Source organism: Pasteuria ramosa, assembly GCF_056496785.1.
Map to the genome: position 1 here is coordinate 957572 of NZ_CP143099.1, position 17111 is coordinate 974682.

General features: G+C 29.0%; 14 protein-coding genes. 8 read left to right on the forward strand and 6 right to left on the reverse strand.

The annotated features are described in order from the left end of the window. The first annotated feature begins 1305 nt into the window (after positions 1 to 1305). The 5 genes from VS182_RS04230 (at position 1306) to VS182_RS04250 (ending at position 9652) form a co-directional block, all read left to right on the forward strand. Positions 1306 to 3429 (forward strand): hypothetical protein, encoded by a 2124-nt coding sequence (locus tag VS182_RS04230; RefSeq protein WP_479492336.1) that lies wholly within the window; start codon positions 1306 to 1308, stop codon positions 3427 to 3429. A 469-nt stretch (positions 3430 to 3898) separates the two neighbouring features. After that, positions 3899 to 7051 (forward strand): adenosylcobalamin-dependent ribonucleoside-diphosphate reductase, encoded by a 3153-nt coding sequence (locus tag VS182_RS04235; protein ID WP_479483945.1) that lies wholly within the window; start codon positions 3899 to 3901, stop codon positions 7049 to 7051. A gap of 28 nt (positions 7052 to 7079) precedes the next feature. Next, positions 7080 to 7811 carry a metallophosphoesterase gene (locus VS182_RS04240; protein WP_479483946.1) on the forward strand — a complete coding sequence of 244 codons (732 nt, stop codon included), beginning with the start codon at positions 7080 to 7082 and terminating at the stop codon, positions 7809 to 7811. 102 nt (positions 7812 to 7913) lie between these two features. Further along, positions 7914 to 8183 carry a NifU family protein gene (locus tag VS182_RS04245; protein ID WP_479483947.1) on the forward strand — a complete coding sequence of 90 codons (270 nt, stop codon included), beginning with the start codon at positions 7914 to 7916 and terminating at the stop codon, positions 8181 to 8183. A gap of 137 nt (positions 8184 to 8320) precedes the next feature. Beyond that, positions 8321 to 9652 (forward strand): histone H1-like repetitive region-containing protein, encoded by a 1332-nt coding sequence (locus VS182_RS04250; RefSeq protein WP_479492337.1) that lies wholly within the window; start codon positions 8321 to 8323, stop codon positions 9650 to 9652. Positions 9653 to 10442: 790 nt separating this feature from the next. On the opposite strand, the gene VS182_RS04255 is transcribed toward VS182_RS04250, so the two are convergent. Further along, complete coding sequence (locus VS182_RS04255; protein WP_479492338.1) at positions 10443 to 11069, reverse strand: transposase; 627 nt, start codon at positions 11067 to 11069, stop codon at positions 10443 to 10445. Between the two features lie 165 nt (positions 11070 to 11234). Between VS182_RS04255 and VS182_RS04260 the strand changes: the two genes are divergently transcribed. The 3 genes from VS182_RS04260 to VS182_RS04270 all read left to right on the forward strand — a co-directional run bounded on the left by VS182_RS04260 (position 11235) and on the right by VS182_RS04270 (position 14794). Then, a complete protein-coding gene (locus tag VS182_RS04260; RefSeq protein ID WP_479488948.1) occupies positions 11235 to 11399 on the forward strand; it encodes a hypothetical protein in 165 nt (54 codons plus the stop codon). A gap of 1031 nt (positions 11400 to 12430) precedes the next feature. Next, positions 12431 to 13213 carry a hypothetical protein gene (locus tag VS182_RS04265; RefSeq protein ID WP_479492339.1) on the forward strand — a complete coding sequence of 261 codons (783 nt, stop codon included), beginning with the start codon at positions 12431 to 12433 and terminating at the stop codon, positions 13211 to 13213. A 1221-nt stretch (positions 13214 to 14434) separates the two neighbouring features. Further along, complete coding sequence (locus VS182_RS04270; RefSeq protein ID WP_479483951.1) at positions 14435 to 14794, forward strand: hypothetical protein; 360 nt, start codon at positions 14435 to 14437, stop codon at positions 14792 to 14794. 842 nt (positions 14795 to 15636) lie between these two features. Here VS182_RS04270 and VS182_RS04275 read toward each other — a convergent pair. From VS182_RS04275 to VS182_RS04295, 5 genes are all read right to left on the reverse strand, one after another. Further along, positions 15637 to 15894, reverse strand: coding sequence for a transposase family protein (locus tag VS182_RS04275; protein ID WP_479492340.1), 258 nt, complete (start codon positions 15892 to 15894; stop codon positions 15637 to 15639). Between the two features lie 45 nt (positions 15895 to 15939). Beyond that, complete coding sequence (locus VS182_RS04280) at positions 15940 to 16071, reverse strand: hypothetical protein (protein ID WP_479483952.1); 132 nt, start codon at positions 16069 to 16071, stop codon at positions 15940 to 15942. Positions 16072 to 16125: 54 nt separating this feature from the next. Beyond that, positions 16126 to 16299: a helix-turn-helix domain-containing protein gene (locus tag VS182_RS04285; protein WP_479492341.1), complete on the reverse strand. Its 174-nt coding sequence runs from the start codon at positions 16297 to 16299 to the stop codon at positions 16126 to 16128. Continuing rightward, positions 16296 to 16463 (reverse strand): hypothetical protein, encoded by a 168-nt coding sequence (locus VS182_RS04290; protein WP_479492342.1) that lies wholly within the window; start codon positions 16461 to 16463, stop codon positions 16296 to 16298. The genes VS182_RS04285 and VS182_RS04290 overlap by 4 nt, the downstream gene beginning before the upstream one ends. Positions 16464 to 16727: 264 nt before the next feature. Beyond that, entirely contained in the window at positions 16728 to 17018 is a 291-nt protein-coding gene (locus tag VS182_RS04295) for a hypothetical protein (RefSeq protein WP_479492343.1), read from the reverse strand. Positions 17019 to 17111 lie beyond the last annotated feature (93 nt).

Genomic DNA, 17111 nt, shown 5'->3' on the forward strand with positions numbered 1-17111 from the left:
GATCAAGTAATTAAAGACGCTTTTTTAGTTTATATAACACAGTTAAGTTTTAATACTTAACATTATGATGTTATTTCTTTATACAAATATATCCTAATAACATTAAAAAAAATAAAAAATTATGTATTTTTAAACAATTAGCTTGCCCCAAAACCCTTATAAATATAGGACTTGTCAAAAAAAATACGTTAAAGAGCATTTAAGAACCTAATTTAATTCATAAAAATCTATAATGGTTGCTATTTTTTAGTTTAAATTACATTGTTACTAATCGACTATATTAATATTCCTGTTAAATTACAATTTATTTTGATTTTTTATTTTTAAAATTAAATATTTATACAAATAAAAAGAATCGTTATTTATTTCCTTTCATTAAAAATATTTTTCTACACTTTCAACAAAAAATAAAAAATAAGGTTATAATTTTTGATTTTTAAAAATGAACTTACAAAGTTTATTATAATTTAAGGGTTAAGATTATTTGTTTAGACCAAAGATAATTTTTATTTTTTTGATAATTTAAGCTTTTTTATGCTGAATTAACTTAAAATGACCATTTATATATCTATTATAAATTTAATTATTTTTAATTGGCAAAAAAACTAACATTTTTAGTTTTTTTTGCCATATTTATTTTTAGTATAACTGTTTTTGAATATGATCTTAACGATGTTCTTAATACTTTTTTTAGCACAGGATAAAATAATTTCACAGAGATATGAACAGCCATATTAAAATGTAATATTATTTCTTTGGAGTATGAAAAGAATATATCAATCTTACCTTACTTTTGATTAGCTTCTTTTTTATACTGATATTTATGCAATCTCTTTAGAAGATTACCATCATCCAGATCTATAATTAGCTTGCTTTGTAATATTAATATGTCCAATGAATAATGATGTAATTTAAACACAAAAATGGCTATCATGAGTGCATTCTATTATATTTTTAAACTCCCTTTATATTATTTTTTTACATGCTAATATTATTTATAAAATGATTTTGATTTAAAAGATTCGATATAAGTGTTTTATGCTAATGTTTTTTTTATTTTGATTTTTATATCTAAAGTTAATTGAATTTGATTCACTTTAGATATATGTTACAATATGTTTGTTATTAATTTTTATGTTTTTAATATATTATTATAGTTATATAGTGGTTTTTGTTTTTATTTTTATATTAAAATTTATAATTCGAATCTTTGTTGGATTTTTTATCTTTTCGATATTGTTTATATTTTTTTATATTATAATTATTTTAAATTTTTTTAATTAGATTTAGAGAGAGGTGTTAGTTTTGTTTTTTGTGAGGGCTGGTAAATTATTTCTTGCTTTTACTTGTTTTTTTTCTTTTTTTGGTAGTACAGTGATTTCTGTATCCGCTACCGATGCTAAGTTTCTAAAAAATAATGATGCTAAGTTAGACGGCGAAAAGTATCAGCCAACATGGAGTGATTTTGTTAATTTATTGAAATTGGCTATGAAACATCCACAGGCTTCAGCCGCAGTTTTACAGTCTTCGGGATTTACATCTTTGGCAGAAGATATTGGTTTTAAGACTTTTTTTTTGGCGACGACGATTGTTTTTCCTTGGATGGGCGCTTTAGGTGCAATTACGAGCATTATTGTTCCTTTAGGCATGGCGTCATTTCATGCCTTAGATGTTTTGGTTCAGGAAGCTCGAAATAAGGCTATCCCTAGAGATAGAGATGAAGTTTTAATTTCATTTTTACAGACTAAGCTACGCGATAATAGTGGGCATATTTTGTTGCAGTATCTTTTAGCCGTTATAGTTGCTGCTGCTATAGAGAAAAATTCATTTGCTGATCAGCGTTTTGATCAAGTTGGACCCATGAAATCTTTAGCTGAATTGCTAGAAGAAGTTCAGCAGAAGCCTATTTTTGATCAATTAAGTAATAAATTTCAGCAAACAACTGCATATGAGAATTTATTACTTAAATTTGGTAAGCCGCAATTGTATATTGCTTCCAGAGAAAAGTTGTTGCGTAATAAAGAATTTAAGAATTGGTTTGAGTCAGTTAAGCGATATTCAGCTGCGGAGAAAGCAGTTTCGGTGGCTCAAAATCCATCTGATGCTTTACTTAAGACTAAGGAAGATGCCCGTAATTTTATGGATGATGCATCCAATCAATTTTTGAAGTCAGATTCATATAAAGAATTTACTAGTGTTGAGATAGCTCATTATCAAAAGACATATCAATTATTTGCTGATCAACTAGGTGTTGATAAGCAATTAAATTCATTTTTGCATGATTTTGTTAACACAATTGAGTTTAAGGAATTTGTTGTTCAATTTAGACAGACGAAAGAGTTTAAGGACTTGATATCTAAATTTTATAATATGAATGTTAATAATATGTCAAGTGAAGATTTGCAATCTTTACGAACCAATAATACGATACTTATGAATGAAATTAGTAATATCTCAGATAATCATTCATCATCCTTTTTAGATAAATATTTAATTTTCTTGCAATTTATTTTTTCTATACCAGCTAATAAAATGTGGGATATAGCGTTTAAAAATGGTTTAGTTAAGGATATGGTCTATGATATTGCTTTAAACTTAATGGCTTCACGAAGTCATTGGTTTACTCCTGTGGTTAATAAAGTTGGCAATTTTATTGGCAAATTAGGTTCGAAAAAGCTACCCTTGATAGAAGGTTATCAATTACAGACTGCCATACCTAAAGTAGCTAGTACTTTAGCAGTCTCTTCTTCCGATATACCTGAATATATTAATTCAATGAATAATTATACTAAATTTTTAGAAGATACTGATGAATTGAATAAAACATACGATATGAGTTTGTCTCAGGATCATACATCATCTGAGATACATATGATTAATCTTAATAGAGAAGCTGCTTTAATTAATTTAAAGAAATCATTTTATACAAATGAACATTTAGACTATAAGAATATTAAACAACAGATCGAATTTGATAAACAAGCAGTTTTAGACGAAATACGTGCTAATAATACACAAACCATTGATCTTGCTATCCAAGGCGGATACACAGAGGGTAGTTTAGCTAAAGAAAAAGAACTAGAAGAACAATTAGCTAGTTTGGATGAACGAAAGTTACGTTTGGAAGTTGATCAAAAAGGGCTTGAAATTAAGATTGTTGAATTAGAACTTTCTTCTTTAGAAAATAAATTCCAACATGAGAGATTAAAAAATGATGCTCTTCCTCAAACATTAGATATGCATACATCGCAGGCTGATTTATTAAAAACCGATTTTGATAGATTGAAATCAGAATTAGCTAAATTAGAACATGATGTACAAAATTCGCAACAGCGTTTGGCTCAGTATATGGAAATGCATCAAATATCTCCAGTGACTGCAAATCCTAATCTTGATCCTGATGCGATTGGAATTTTTATTTATACTTAGCATTTTTATTATGATTAAATTTTAAGAAAATTCAAAAAGCCTTTATTTCATGATTTTTTTGACAAAGCAAGCTTTTTATCTATTTTTATTGTTTATATTAAATTTATTTTTTATACTAGTTATTTTTTCTATATTAATTATATTTTTGATAAATATTATTTATATATTCTATTTTTTTATTTAATTTTTTATAAATAAAATTTTTTTATCTTTACTATAAATATCAAATTAATTATCATTTTTTTGATATTTATAGTATTTTTTTTGACATCTTTTTGACATCTATTATAAATTATCATTTTAGCTAAGCTTCTTTTTTTTATGGTATTCCTAGAATTGATGGGATATAATTGTTGAACCGTGACACTTTTTGCTGTTATTTTTTCTTTTGTAGATAATTAGTAGTTTCCTAGGAGGTATGTTTTGGGCAATGCGATTATGATAAATGTATAGGGGAGTTTTCTGCTAAATGGGTATGCATATTAAACGTCATTTTACTAAAAATCATTTAGATCCTTGGTCAACGGTAACTTATGAAAGACGTGACTGTTATTTGAATAATCCTGATGGTTCATCGGCTTTTGTGATGAAAGATATCGAAGTTCCTACTCATTGGTCCCAAGTAGCTTCAGATATTCTTATTTCAAAATATCTTCGTAAAGCTGGGGTTCCTCAGAGTGATGATCCATCTATTTTAGGACCTGAACGTAGTGTTAAGGATGTTATAAAACGCCTAGTAAATTGTTGGTGTTTTTTTGGGCAAAAATATGGTTATTTTTCATCCGAGGAAGATATTTCTGCTTTTCGAGATGAATTAATTTATATGCTTTTGCATCAAATGGCAGCGCCTAATTCACCTCAGTGGTTTAATACCGGATTATATACAGAGTATGGTATTAAGGGACAACCCCAAGGTCATTGGTATGTTGATCCAGAAAATGCCAAATTACAGCAATCGACGAATGCTTATGAATTCCCGCAACCTCATGCATGTTTTATCCAATCGATTAACGATGATCTAGTTGGTCTAAATGGTATTATGGACCTCTTAACGCGTGAAGCTCGTTTGTTCAAATATGGTAGCGGTACAGGTACGAATTTTTCATGTATCAGAGGTAAAGGAGAACCTTTATCAGGCGGTGGTACGTCATCTGGTTTACTTTCTTTTTTAAAAATAGGTGATTGTTCGGCAGGTGCGATTAAATCTGGTGGTACCACTAGACGAGCTGCTAAAATGGTTTGTTTAGATTTAGATCACCCCGATATTGAAGATTTTATTGATTGGAAGGCCAAGGAGGAGAAAAAAGCAGCTGCTTTAATCGCCAATGGATATAGCAGTTCAATCGATGGTGAGGCATATGAGACTGTCTCTGGACAAAATTCCAACAATTCCATTCGTATACCTAATGACTTTTTTTATAAATTGGCTGCCGATGAACAATGGACTTTAAAGTACCGTACAGATAGTAACGTGGCGAAAGAAATACCTGCTGCTCAGTTATGGGATAAGATCGGTGAAGCTGCTTTTTTATGTGGTGATCCTGGTTTACAGTATGATACTACAATTAATGAATGGCATACGACACCTGCTGGTTCAGATGGAAAATTAGGTGCGAAGCATAATCGTATTAATGCTTCTAATCCATGTTCGGAATATATGTTTCTTGATGATACCGCTTGCAATTTAGCTTCACTTAACCTTGTCGCTTTTATAGATGGATCAGGTAAGAAAATTGACATTACTGCCTTTAAACATGCTTGTCGGATCTGGACTATTGTTCTTGAAATATCTGTTGCTATGGCTCAGTATCCATCACGTGAGATCGCGCAAAATTCATATGATTTTCGTTCACTTGGGTTAGGTTATGCGAACCTAGGTAGTCTTTTAATGCGTTTTGGTTTAGCATACGACAGTTCAAAAGCACGTGCTATAACAGGTGCTATTACAGCGATTATGACAGGTACTGCTTATCAAACATCAGCTGAGTTGGCCAAACATCTTCAGCCTTTTTCTGCGTTCAAACTTAACCGTGAAGAGATGCTTCGCGTAATTAGAAATCATCGTCGCGCAGCGTATTGTAAGGATAAAGATGAATATGAAGGATTAACGATTATCCCACAAGGTATCGACCAAGATTTGTGTCCGTCATATCTTTTGAAGGAAGCTAAGAGAAGTTTTGACGATGCTTTAACTTGGGGTAAAAAATATGGTTACCGTAATGCACAAGTAACTGTTTTAGCCCCTACAGGTACGATTGGTTTGTTGATGGATTGTGATACAACTGGTATTGAACCTGATTTTGCCTTGATTAAGTGGAAAAAGTTAATCGGTGGTGGTTATTTTAAAATTATTAACCGTTCCATAGGTACGTCTTTAAGAAATCTTGGCTATCATGACGAAGCTTGTGATACAATCGAAAAACATATTTTAGGGACTTTTTCTTTCCAAAATTCACCATATATTAATACACAAACCTTAATGCAAAAAGGTTTTACAGAAAAAGATATTAAAGTTTTAGAAGAGCGTTTGCCAACTGCTTTTTCTTTAAAAGATCTTTTTTATTGCCAGGCTTTTTCGGCACAATGTTTACATAGTTTAAAATTGACTGATCAAGTTAAAAAAGATCCTTCTTTGAATGTCTTAATAGCTTTAGGATTTAAAGAACAAGAAATTACAGTTGCTAATCACTTTATTTGTGGTCATGGTACAGTTGAGGGTGCACCCCATATGGATCCAGAGCATTATCCTATTTTTGATACAGCACAACCACCCACACAAAATAGCAAGCGTTTTTTAGCATCTACAGCGCATATTAAAATCATGTCAGCAGCACAACCTTTTATAAGTGGTGCTATCTCCAAAACGGTCAATTTACCCAGGAATGCGCTGGTTAAAGATATTCTAGATATTTATGAACAAAGTTGGCATTTAGGCCTTAAAGCTGTAGCTCTTTATCGCGATGGTTGTAAACAATCACAACCGTTGAGTTCGGCAAATGATGAAGAATTAGCTCCAGAAAATACTACAATGTCTAATGGACGTAGTGAACGTTTAAAATTAAGACCTAAAAGAGATGGATTCACACAAGAAGCACTGATTTCTGGACAAAAAATCTTTGTTCGTACAGGCGAATATGAAGATGGTACTTTAGGCGAAATTTTTATCGATATGCATAAAGCTGGTAGCACTATGCGTGGGATGCTAGATGCCTTTGCTGTTGCTGTATCTTTAGGTCTGCAATATGGTGTTCCGCTTAAAAAATATGTTAATTCCATGACTTTTACGAGATTTGAACCTGCAGGAAATGTTAATCATCCTAATATTAAGATGGCTACATCAGTGATCGACTATATTTTCAGATTACTTGGTATGGAGTATCTTGAACGGATGGATTTTGTGCATGTTAAACCTGCACTTTCATCCTTACGGGTTAATCGTCTCAAACAAACAAATAAGCAAGTTGAAACAGAACATGATCACTTATCTTTACCGATTGCGGATGTACCCAAACGCTCAGGTAGTAATGGAGCACCTCTATGTATTGAATGCGGAGGCATTATGAGCAGGAATGGTTCATGCCATGTTTGTCTTGATTGTGGTGCAACTACTGGTTGTTCATAATAGTTTATCAAGGAGTTATAACGGATAAGTGAGTATTTATGCCATAAGTGATCTCCATCTTTCGTTTCGTCGTTTTGTTTCTATATACGATTGGGATGAAACCTTAGATCGTTTTAAACCCATGGATATATTTGGATGGCATAATCATGAGCGCAAAATACGTGATCATTGGTTATCTAAGATTAAGCCAGAAGATACGATTCTGATTCCCGGAGATATTAGTTGGGCTAAAAAACTGGACGAGGTATACTATGATTTAGCCTGGTTAGCACAACTTCCTGGATGCAAGATTTTGTCGCCTGGTAATCACTGCTATTACTACAAAAGCAAAAAAAAAATACGTTCTATTCTACCAACGCAAATGATATGGTTAGAAGCTGATTCTACTGTTATCGAAAACAAAATTGTCGTTGCTGTTCGTGGGTGGAAGTTACCTGGGGACCCTTTATTTGATGAATCCACAGATCGACATATTTATACTCGGCAAGTTAGTCGTTTAAAGATGGCTTTACAAAATGCCAAAAAAACTTTTCCTAGTTTACCTATAATTGTTATGATGCATTTTCCTCCAATAACTAAAGATATTCAGACATCTGATTTTGTCCAACTATTGCAGGAATATAACGTTCATACTTGCATATATGGTCATTTGCATGGTAAATCATCTGAGATAGCAATAGAGGGATTTTTTACAAAAATATGTTTTAAATTGGTTTCTTGTGATACAATGAATTTTATTCCTTATTGCCTTTTTAATTAAATATTAAGATGCGATCATGAGGAAGGTTATTTTAACATAAATTAACAAAGTGTTTTTGTTTAAAGCTCTTCCAAACTATTGTTAAAGGAGTGTTAAACTATGATGGATTGCAGTAAAAATAGCTGTTGTAATACGAATCATGAGGATCAAACTAAGCGCGTTGAGGAAGTTTTAAATAGATTGCGCCCTTACATTCAAAGTGATGGCGGAGATGTTGAATTGGTAGGTATTGTTGATGGTATTGTTAAGGTTAGATTGGCAGGAGCTTGTCGTTCTTGCCCTAGTTCAACAGTTACCTTAAAATCGGGTATTGAAAGGGGTATTTTGGAAGCTGAAATACCTGGAATTGTTGCTGTCGAACAGGTACCATAGGTTGATCAATAAGGATTCCTTAGCAGGAGTCCTTATTTTTTTATATAAAAAAACTTAGTATTTAATACCAATTGATTTAATTATATTATTTTATTATAATTTAAAATAATTATAATAAAAAAGGAAGGAAGAATGCCGTGGGATATACAGATGTTTTAGAAAAGGACAATATAAAAGTTCATATTAAATATCTTTTTTCATGTGGGGCATATCGTTTACTTACACAAAACCTAGGTTATCAATTATGGCATGATGATAATTGTCATATGACTTCTATCGATTGCCAGAAGCGAGAAATTATTGTCAATACCGATTATCTTAATATGAATCGTTCTGCTAGGATTTTTTTTCGCGATATCAAAGATAGAAACAGTGGAATTACTAATTTAGTTCATAAATCATACGTTCTTTTAACAGAAACAGAAGCACGTAAAGCAGAAGCACGTAAAGCAGAAGAGCGTAAAGCAGAAGCACGTAAAGCAGAAGCACGTAAAGCAGAAGAGCGTAAAGCAGAAGAGCGTAAAGCAGAAGAGCGTAAAGCAGAAGAGCGTAAAGCAGAAGAGCGTAAAGCAGAAGAGCGTAAAGCAGAAGAGCGTAAAGCAGAAGAGCGTAAAGCAGAAGAGCGTAAAGCAGAAGAGCGTAAAATAGAATCACGTAAAACAGAAGCACGTAAAACAGCAGCAAATAAAATATCAGCGCGTAAAACAGAAGCACGTAAAATAGAAGCACGTAAAATAGAAGCACGTAAAATAGAAGCACGTAAAACAGCAGCAAATAAAATATCAGCGCGTAAAACAGAAGCACGTAAAACAGCAGCAAATAAAATATCAGCGCGTAAAACAGAATCACTTAAAATAGAAGCACGTAAAACAGCAGCAAATAAAATATCAGCGCGTAAAACAGAAGCACGTAAAACAGCAGCAAATAAAATATCAGCGCGTAAAACAGAATCACTTAAAATAGAAGCACGTAAAACAGCAGCAAATAAAATATCAGCGCGTAAAACAGAATCACGTAAAACAGAAGCACGTAAAACAGCAGCAAATAAAATATCAGCGTGTAAAACAGAATCACGTAAAATAGAAGCACGTAAAACAGCAGCAAATAAAATATCAGCGCGTAAAACAGAAGCGCATAAAATAGAAGCACGTAAAACAGCAGCAAATAAAATATCAGCGCGTAAAACAGAATCACGTAAAATAGAAGCACGTAAAACAGAAGTACGTAAAGCAGAAGTACGTAAAGCAGAAGCACGTAAAACAGAAGCACGTAAAACAGAAGCAAATAAAATAGAAGCAAATAAAATAGAATCACGTAAAACAGAAGCGCGTAAAACATCAGCTCGTCAAATAGAAATTAAAAAAACAGATGATAAATATAGGCAATATAAAAAAGATAAAAATATAAAGAATGACGGTGTAGAAGAGATATCTAAAAAAAATAAAAAGCTCGTTAAGAGCAATTATTAGATTGTCCGAAAACTTAATCTACAGGGCGTTTAAGAACTTAATCGGATACACTAAAAGATATGATAATGGCTATTTTTATTTTTAAATTGCGTTATTATTAATTTGCTATATTAATATTTATGGACAAGTATAGTAAAGCATTAGATTTTAAGTATTTCTAATTTTTCTTAGATAATATTTTTATGTAATTTAATTTTAAAAAATAAACTATTTTTAAAATTAAATTACCATGATAAAAATGAAAGCTAGCTTTTTTCTTAGATGTGTTTTTTAGAATTATATAAAAAAATAATCATAATATATGTATTCATACAAGAGCGTTATCATTATCTCAACATGCTATACTAGAAGATGGTTCCCGTCATTATAATATAGGTAAAAATTGTATATAAGAATGCTATCATTAAATATAAATTTCGCACTTATGGATTAAGCTAGCTTTGGGTAGTTAACCATTTTTATAAATTAAGAAAGTAAAATTGATATGGGTCGCAATATCATATCTAGCAAACCATATTTTTATAAAAAAACATAATTTTTTAATATAAGTCAGAAGAATTAATAGAAACAATTTTAAAAAACGACTGTATATGCTGGAAAATGCAGTAAAAAATTGTAAATTCATTTTGGGCGCAGTTTTCCTATGCAACTCTTAGTTGTTTTTGAATTTGGCTAAGAGAAACACCTTCTTGAGCTTGTTCATATATATATTTAATAAAACAGCGTTTCTTTTCTTTTCTGTTATATATATATTTATAACATTAAACAGATTTACTTTAAACAGATTTCCTTAGCCTATATATACACATAACATTGAAACAAACAATATCAAAGAAAAGTAACGATCCAAGGACATTGTTGATCTAACTTGATATCTATCGAGATATAGATTAATTTTTACTGTTCTAAAATAAGTTTCAATTGACCATCTTTTTTCATAATAATTTAGTATCTTTTCATTACTCAACGTTATATCTGTGCTAATAAAAGCTCTCATTTTAGCAGGATCAAAACCTTTAACATCTTCTAGAGAAAGAAGAACAACAGCATTATCAATGTTATTAATAAGCTTTCCCTCATAACGATATACCATATAATGGCCATTTTTGATGGTCACAACATCAGTATCTGACTTTTGGATATATGCAGCAAATTTAGTTAGAGATTGCTTAATTCCTTGTGGATAAAAAATGCGATTGGTTTTTAAACCAGCAATAACATAACAACCTTTTTGAGCATTTGTGTCAAACATTGATTTTAAAGCATACCAAGAATCAATCAAAAAATATATTTTTTGACCTAATTCAGGTAATCGTTTAATCATATTACCTGCTATATTAAGTTTATTATTTTCTTTTTTCTCAGGGACATATCTTTCTGTAGCGAATGGATATATCGAATCACCATTACGCAGCATCGCTTGAACAACAGCATGACCATAAACTTGTTTTTTATCTAATGGACTTGTCTAGAAAAGTTAAATAGCTAATTAGTCATGAGGTAATTCAAAACCCAAAATAGCCGTTATTATAAGCTTTTAGTGTTTTCCATTAGGTTTTGCAACTCGCTGTTACATAGGTTTTTGGACAAGCTCACCGTTAAAAAACAAAAGTATCATGTGTATAAGTATGAGGGGAAGCTTAATTTTATCGATAATTCCAGTGACCTTATTTGCGTCAAGGAATTTAAAGATATATCTAGAGCAAAAGATTTTATTTGCAAAGATATGGAGCTAAGTAATGAATAAATTCTAAATTATTATTTGAACAGATGGGAAAATGAAACCTATTTTAGAAAATATAAAAATTATCTTTCTTCGCAATGATACCAAGTCTGATCCGAAAAAGCTTTAGATCGATACTTAATTTTACAAATGTTTGTAGCAATGTATTTTATACATACAGGTAATTTTAATCTTCTAAAGGGATTACTACGTAAATATCAGGCTAAAAAAGAAGCTGATCAAGTATAAGATATGATTTATATATTAATTTAATAATTGAAAGGGATAATATCATATTTAGATATTCCTATGCATATATCTGTGAAGCTTATTTGATCACGTGCCAAAAAAATAATTAAGAGCAGCATGAAGATCCTACTGTTATCAATTTAAAGAGGTACCTAAATCTGCAAATGCAATTAAAAAGGATAAATACGGTAAAAGCCTAAAAAAGCTAGGTTGGTTTTTTGACCATTCATAAATATGATTAAATTTATTATAACAATACAAATATATGAATTCTCTTTTTAGAGTAATTAAACATAAGGCTGCTAAATTACTCTAAAAATAAAAACTCTCTTTTGTATAAACAAATAATGTTCAAACTTAGATTATAATAAAATTTTTAAGTTAATTTTTGGAAATTAAAAATTATGGCCTATTTTTTTTGGCAAGCACAGTAATAAATTTGTTTTTTTAAAGCCATATATAGCAGAGTTTACGATTTCTATTTTACACAGGAGCACAGAGAATGTCTATTTTTGTATTTTTCTATCAAAATTTTAATTGTATTGAAATATATTTTATGATATTATCAGCGTAAGATTTTTATGAATCAACAGCCGTGGTTTTTACATGAATTAAAAAATTAAAATTATACATTTATTTATTAATATACAATCTTTAAAGAGTTATTATATTAACATCAATTATGAAATAAGCACAAAATTTAATATAATTATTTTATGTAATAATTCGCATAAATATAATTGGGGGAGTGTGATATTTTGTTTTCAAAATATATCAGTCATAAAATTTTGATAATAGTAAGCTAGATGTCTATGTTTATTTCACCTGTATTTAATAGTTTCGGACAAGCTATAAATATGGATAACATTTCTATAGATAAGGTTAAATATTTCAATATAAAATCAAATCAAGAAGTTAGTCTACCCACTGCGTGTTCATTTGATAATCTTATGGAAGGTTTTCAAATAAAGCATTTGTCTAAGTCGAGGATAGCCAAAAATATAGATAAAGATTCTGATAATTTAAAATATCTAGAATATAATTTGGCTCAAAATGGTTTGGAAATAAAACGCAATATAGATGATACAAGTGGTTTTAGAATTAATTGGAACAATAAAAATTTACCTGAAGAAGTAAAACAAAAGCTAATACAAAAATTTGGATCTGATATGAGTCATGGTTATATGGTCCGTGGTTTATATAATAAGATTACACAGGAAAAAGTCGGACAAGTTATACATTCTAGAGGACAATTTTCGGATGGTACTTTTACATCTATCGCACAAGTCGGTGAAGGTGCGGACAAAAAATTATATTTTTCCGATGGACATACATCAGAATCTGTTTTAATTAATGATTCCTCGGACAATAAGACCCGCCACCAAAGATCGGCATGTGATTCTTGTCCACGTGTTGTTAATATGATTTGCTCAGTAGCTTCTTCAAATCCTTTTACATGTTTCCTGAAAGCTTGTAGAAATTTCCTTGGTAATCCACCTGGTTTCACTGCCTGCGAAGCTTTATGTGCTTTATTTGGGTTTCTTGTATGTGATTATGCTACAGAAGATGTATGTTCTCGTTTTTGTTGATTTTTTAAGTTCTGATTAGATCTTTTAATGACGATTATAACCAGCTATTATAGAAATAAAAATGTATAAAATAAACAAAATTAAGATTTATGATAATTTTTTTTTATAAAGTTTAAAATTATCATTATGTTGATTTACATTAACTTTTAATGGATTTGCCTGAAAAATAATGTGAAGAGAGTTTAGGAATATAATTGAATATCCTAAAAGATATTATAATTAATCTTTTTGATTTTGAATTACATCGAAATATTAAAATATAAAAAACTAAGATTTTGGATGCGGAAATTTTGCTACGGAGAGCTTGTCCAAAAACCTATGTAAAAGCGAGTTGCAAAACCTAATGGAAAACACTAAAAGCTTATATATAATAACGTCTATTTGGGGTTTTAAATTATCCCACGACTAATTAGCTATTTAACTTTTCTGGACAAGTCCTTAATTTAATTTATCATTTCAGCGTTTATAATCAATAAAATTCTGTCTAAGTTAACCGAATGATATATATGATCCAATTAAATAAAAACATATCATAAAAGCGCATATTTATTTTAATTTCAATTTTTTATATAAAATTTTAAAAATAGCAATGAAACTAAATAAACTGTACTAATCGGCTATATTAGTATTTTCGGGCAAATAACATATCTTTAATGATAATTAGTTATATTTGATCAAAATATCTTATTTAGACCATTGTTATTTAGCATCTATATATTATATATAGATGCTAAATAATTACTTAATATTTTATATATAAGGAGAATTTATATTATGCGCGGATTTAACATGCATCTTAAAAATATAATGCTATTTTTAAGATATTTTTACTATACAACTTGTATTTTTTTTATTATTTTACCTATGATTCTTAATTATATGTCATTTATAAAACTGGATCTTGGATCTTTAGATAGTGATGCATCTAAATTTAATATTTTGTTAACAAATATAGTTATAATTTGTGCAATATTTTTATTTTTTGGTTATTACAATAAAAAAACAAGAAGCGATTTTATAGCAGAAAAAGATAAAAATACGAATATTAAAAATTATATAATGTCAAGATCAGGCGCAATATTAGTTTCTAAAGAATACTGGGAAAGTCTTTTTATTTATTTTCAGAATTGCTATGCATATGCTTATGATAATAAAAGAATAACAAAATTCCGCTTTTTCTTTTTTTATATTTTAAGTTTATGTGTTTTATTTAGCACTTTTTTGTTATTATTTTTAGCTTCTCGGCCATCTTTGGCAATGTTCATAGGTATATTTATATGGTGTTTAATTATTAAATCTCAGAAATTATATGAAAATTATTGGTGTGGTGATAAAGTTAAATCTAATCATTCTTTCGTAAATAAAACATTATCTTCTGTATTTCTTTTCTATGGGATTATCGTGCCTTTTATATATAGTTCAGATTTTAATATAATTAATTGGATAAATAAATTGCCATTTATCCTCTTAGGTCCAAATTCGTATTTGTTTATTGTAATGATAATTACATATGATTTTTTTATTACGAGGATACCAGTATTAATTTTTGGTTTAAAAAAACCAGCTTTGCATCATTTTTGATTAGACTTTTTTCAAAACAGATATTATAGGAAGATAAACTATAGGCCAAATACATCGTTTATCCAATGCAAAATCAAAAATCCTAAAAGAAATATGTGAATTCAATCTTAACCGTTCAATACATTGCTTAGGTGTACGATAAGAATAAATACCTAATAAAATAAAGGTACACACTATGGATAATAAACAAGTTTCTATCAAAGGGAAAAATATAAATTGTTAAACTCATAATTAAATATATTAGTCAAAATTTTGAAATATTTTGGTGATCTTGAAGTAACCAAAGTACTCATATTTCTTATAAATACAACAAATAATTAAATATGAACAAATTTTTAAGGATCAAGATTTAATATTTTAATAATCTTATTTCTTTAATAAGAAAAATTAGGCTAATTAATACAAGAGTAAAGATTAAAAAAAATATAATTTATAAATGGGATATATAAATTTTGTCATAGCTGGTTAGATTAATAACACCAGAATTAAAAATAGCAATATGAATACAAATTAAAATTATATATTAGGAAAAAACAACCTTTTATTTATTGGTTATTTTAATAAAAAACTTTTTTCATCATATTTTGAAATAATGGACTTGTCCAAAAATCAATGCGAAGGGAGTTTAAAGGTCTAATCAAAGTCACTAAAAGCTATGATAAAAGCTATTTTTGTGTTTAAATTCCATAAATAGTGTTAAAATATAAAGGAAAGAAGATTTTTGTTTTAGATATTTTATTAATAGGTTTAATTTGTCATTTTTTCAGTTATAAAAAATGAAATTCTATGAAAAGCACCTAACTAATAAATATGTAAATTGTCAGAATTTTTAATTTTACTATCTAGCTTGCTTTTTTATCTTCTTTAACTTCTTGGAATTTCCCTAAAGCTAGGTGAGCATTAAACATTGCGCATATTAAATTAAATTTTTCTGGAAATTTTTTAGGATTATTACGATATCTATTAGAAATAATCTTAAATATTTTTAACCAACCTATAACTCTTTCTACCAATGATCTTTTACGAGAAATTTTTTGATTATACTCCTTTTGTTCCTGAGTCAAATTCTTTAACTTAATTCTTTTATATGGTAAAATCACGTATAGAAATAGCTTTTGTAAGCCCTGAAAGACTAAATCAGCGATTCAAGTGGCATATTCATATAACCATGGAATGTACGAATCTTTAAAAAACTTAAAATCATGTACACTACCAGGTGCGAAATTTGTGTAGCCAATAGAAGCTGTTTCATCACAAATTGCAAGGACAGACTTCATTGTTGGATACTTTTTTCTTCCAGATTCATATTTTTTATTATCTTTTTTTGGTCTTTATATGCGCACTTCAGTACAATCGAATATAAACAAACCAAATATGAGCGATGAAAAATATGGGCTCTGATTTGCAGGATATCTTTTGGATAATACTTTATTTGCGATACTTTGTATCTTTTTTATGATGTTATTAACCGTGCTTTTACTAATATCAAAAATTTGTGCAATCATTCTATTCGTAAGCCCCAGAAAAAAATTATGAAAAAATAAGTATACTTAATTTTCATGGTCGAGGATATTTTGCCTTCCACCCTTTCTTTGGTCTTTAAATCTATTTTTCTAACTCTATTAACTATTTTTTCAAAGATGATTTTATCTACAACGACAGCAGACATGAATTTACCTTCATCAAATGCTGCTATTTTTGTATATATTACAATATTAAATTCAAAAATATTAGAAAGAGATAAAAATATTTTATATAAACTTATTTTTTAGCATGAACTTAAAAATATTAATAAAATGTATGCATTTCGATATATAATTATCAATATTCAAATAATTAAAACATTATGATTTATATATCTTAAAAAATATATAAAAGGCAGCTTTATTGTTTAGTTTAAGCTTTTTTAATAAAATTTTAAAATTGACAATAACTACCAATAATCTGCACTAATCGGATATATTAGCATTCTTGGACAAGTCCTAAGTATTTTTTCATCCCATTTTGAATTAGTCATCATATGGCTTATCGTTTGTAGGCACCTATTATAAAAGCTTTTTTTATGAATATCTGACAAAGTTCCGTTAAAGTTTTGTGACAACATACCGTCAATAATTTGCAAAATATGATTAAAAACAGATGAAGTAAATTGGGATATTAACCCCAATTTACGAAAAAATTTGACCAAATGAGCTTTATTTGTTAACCTACAATTAATAGACATTATCTATTCGCCTGTTGTGTTTTGTTTTAACACTTACATTCTACACAGGTGATATAGGAATGTCTATTTTTTTGTAAACTCTTAAGATATAAT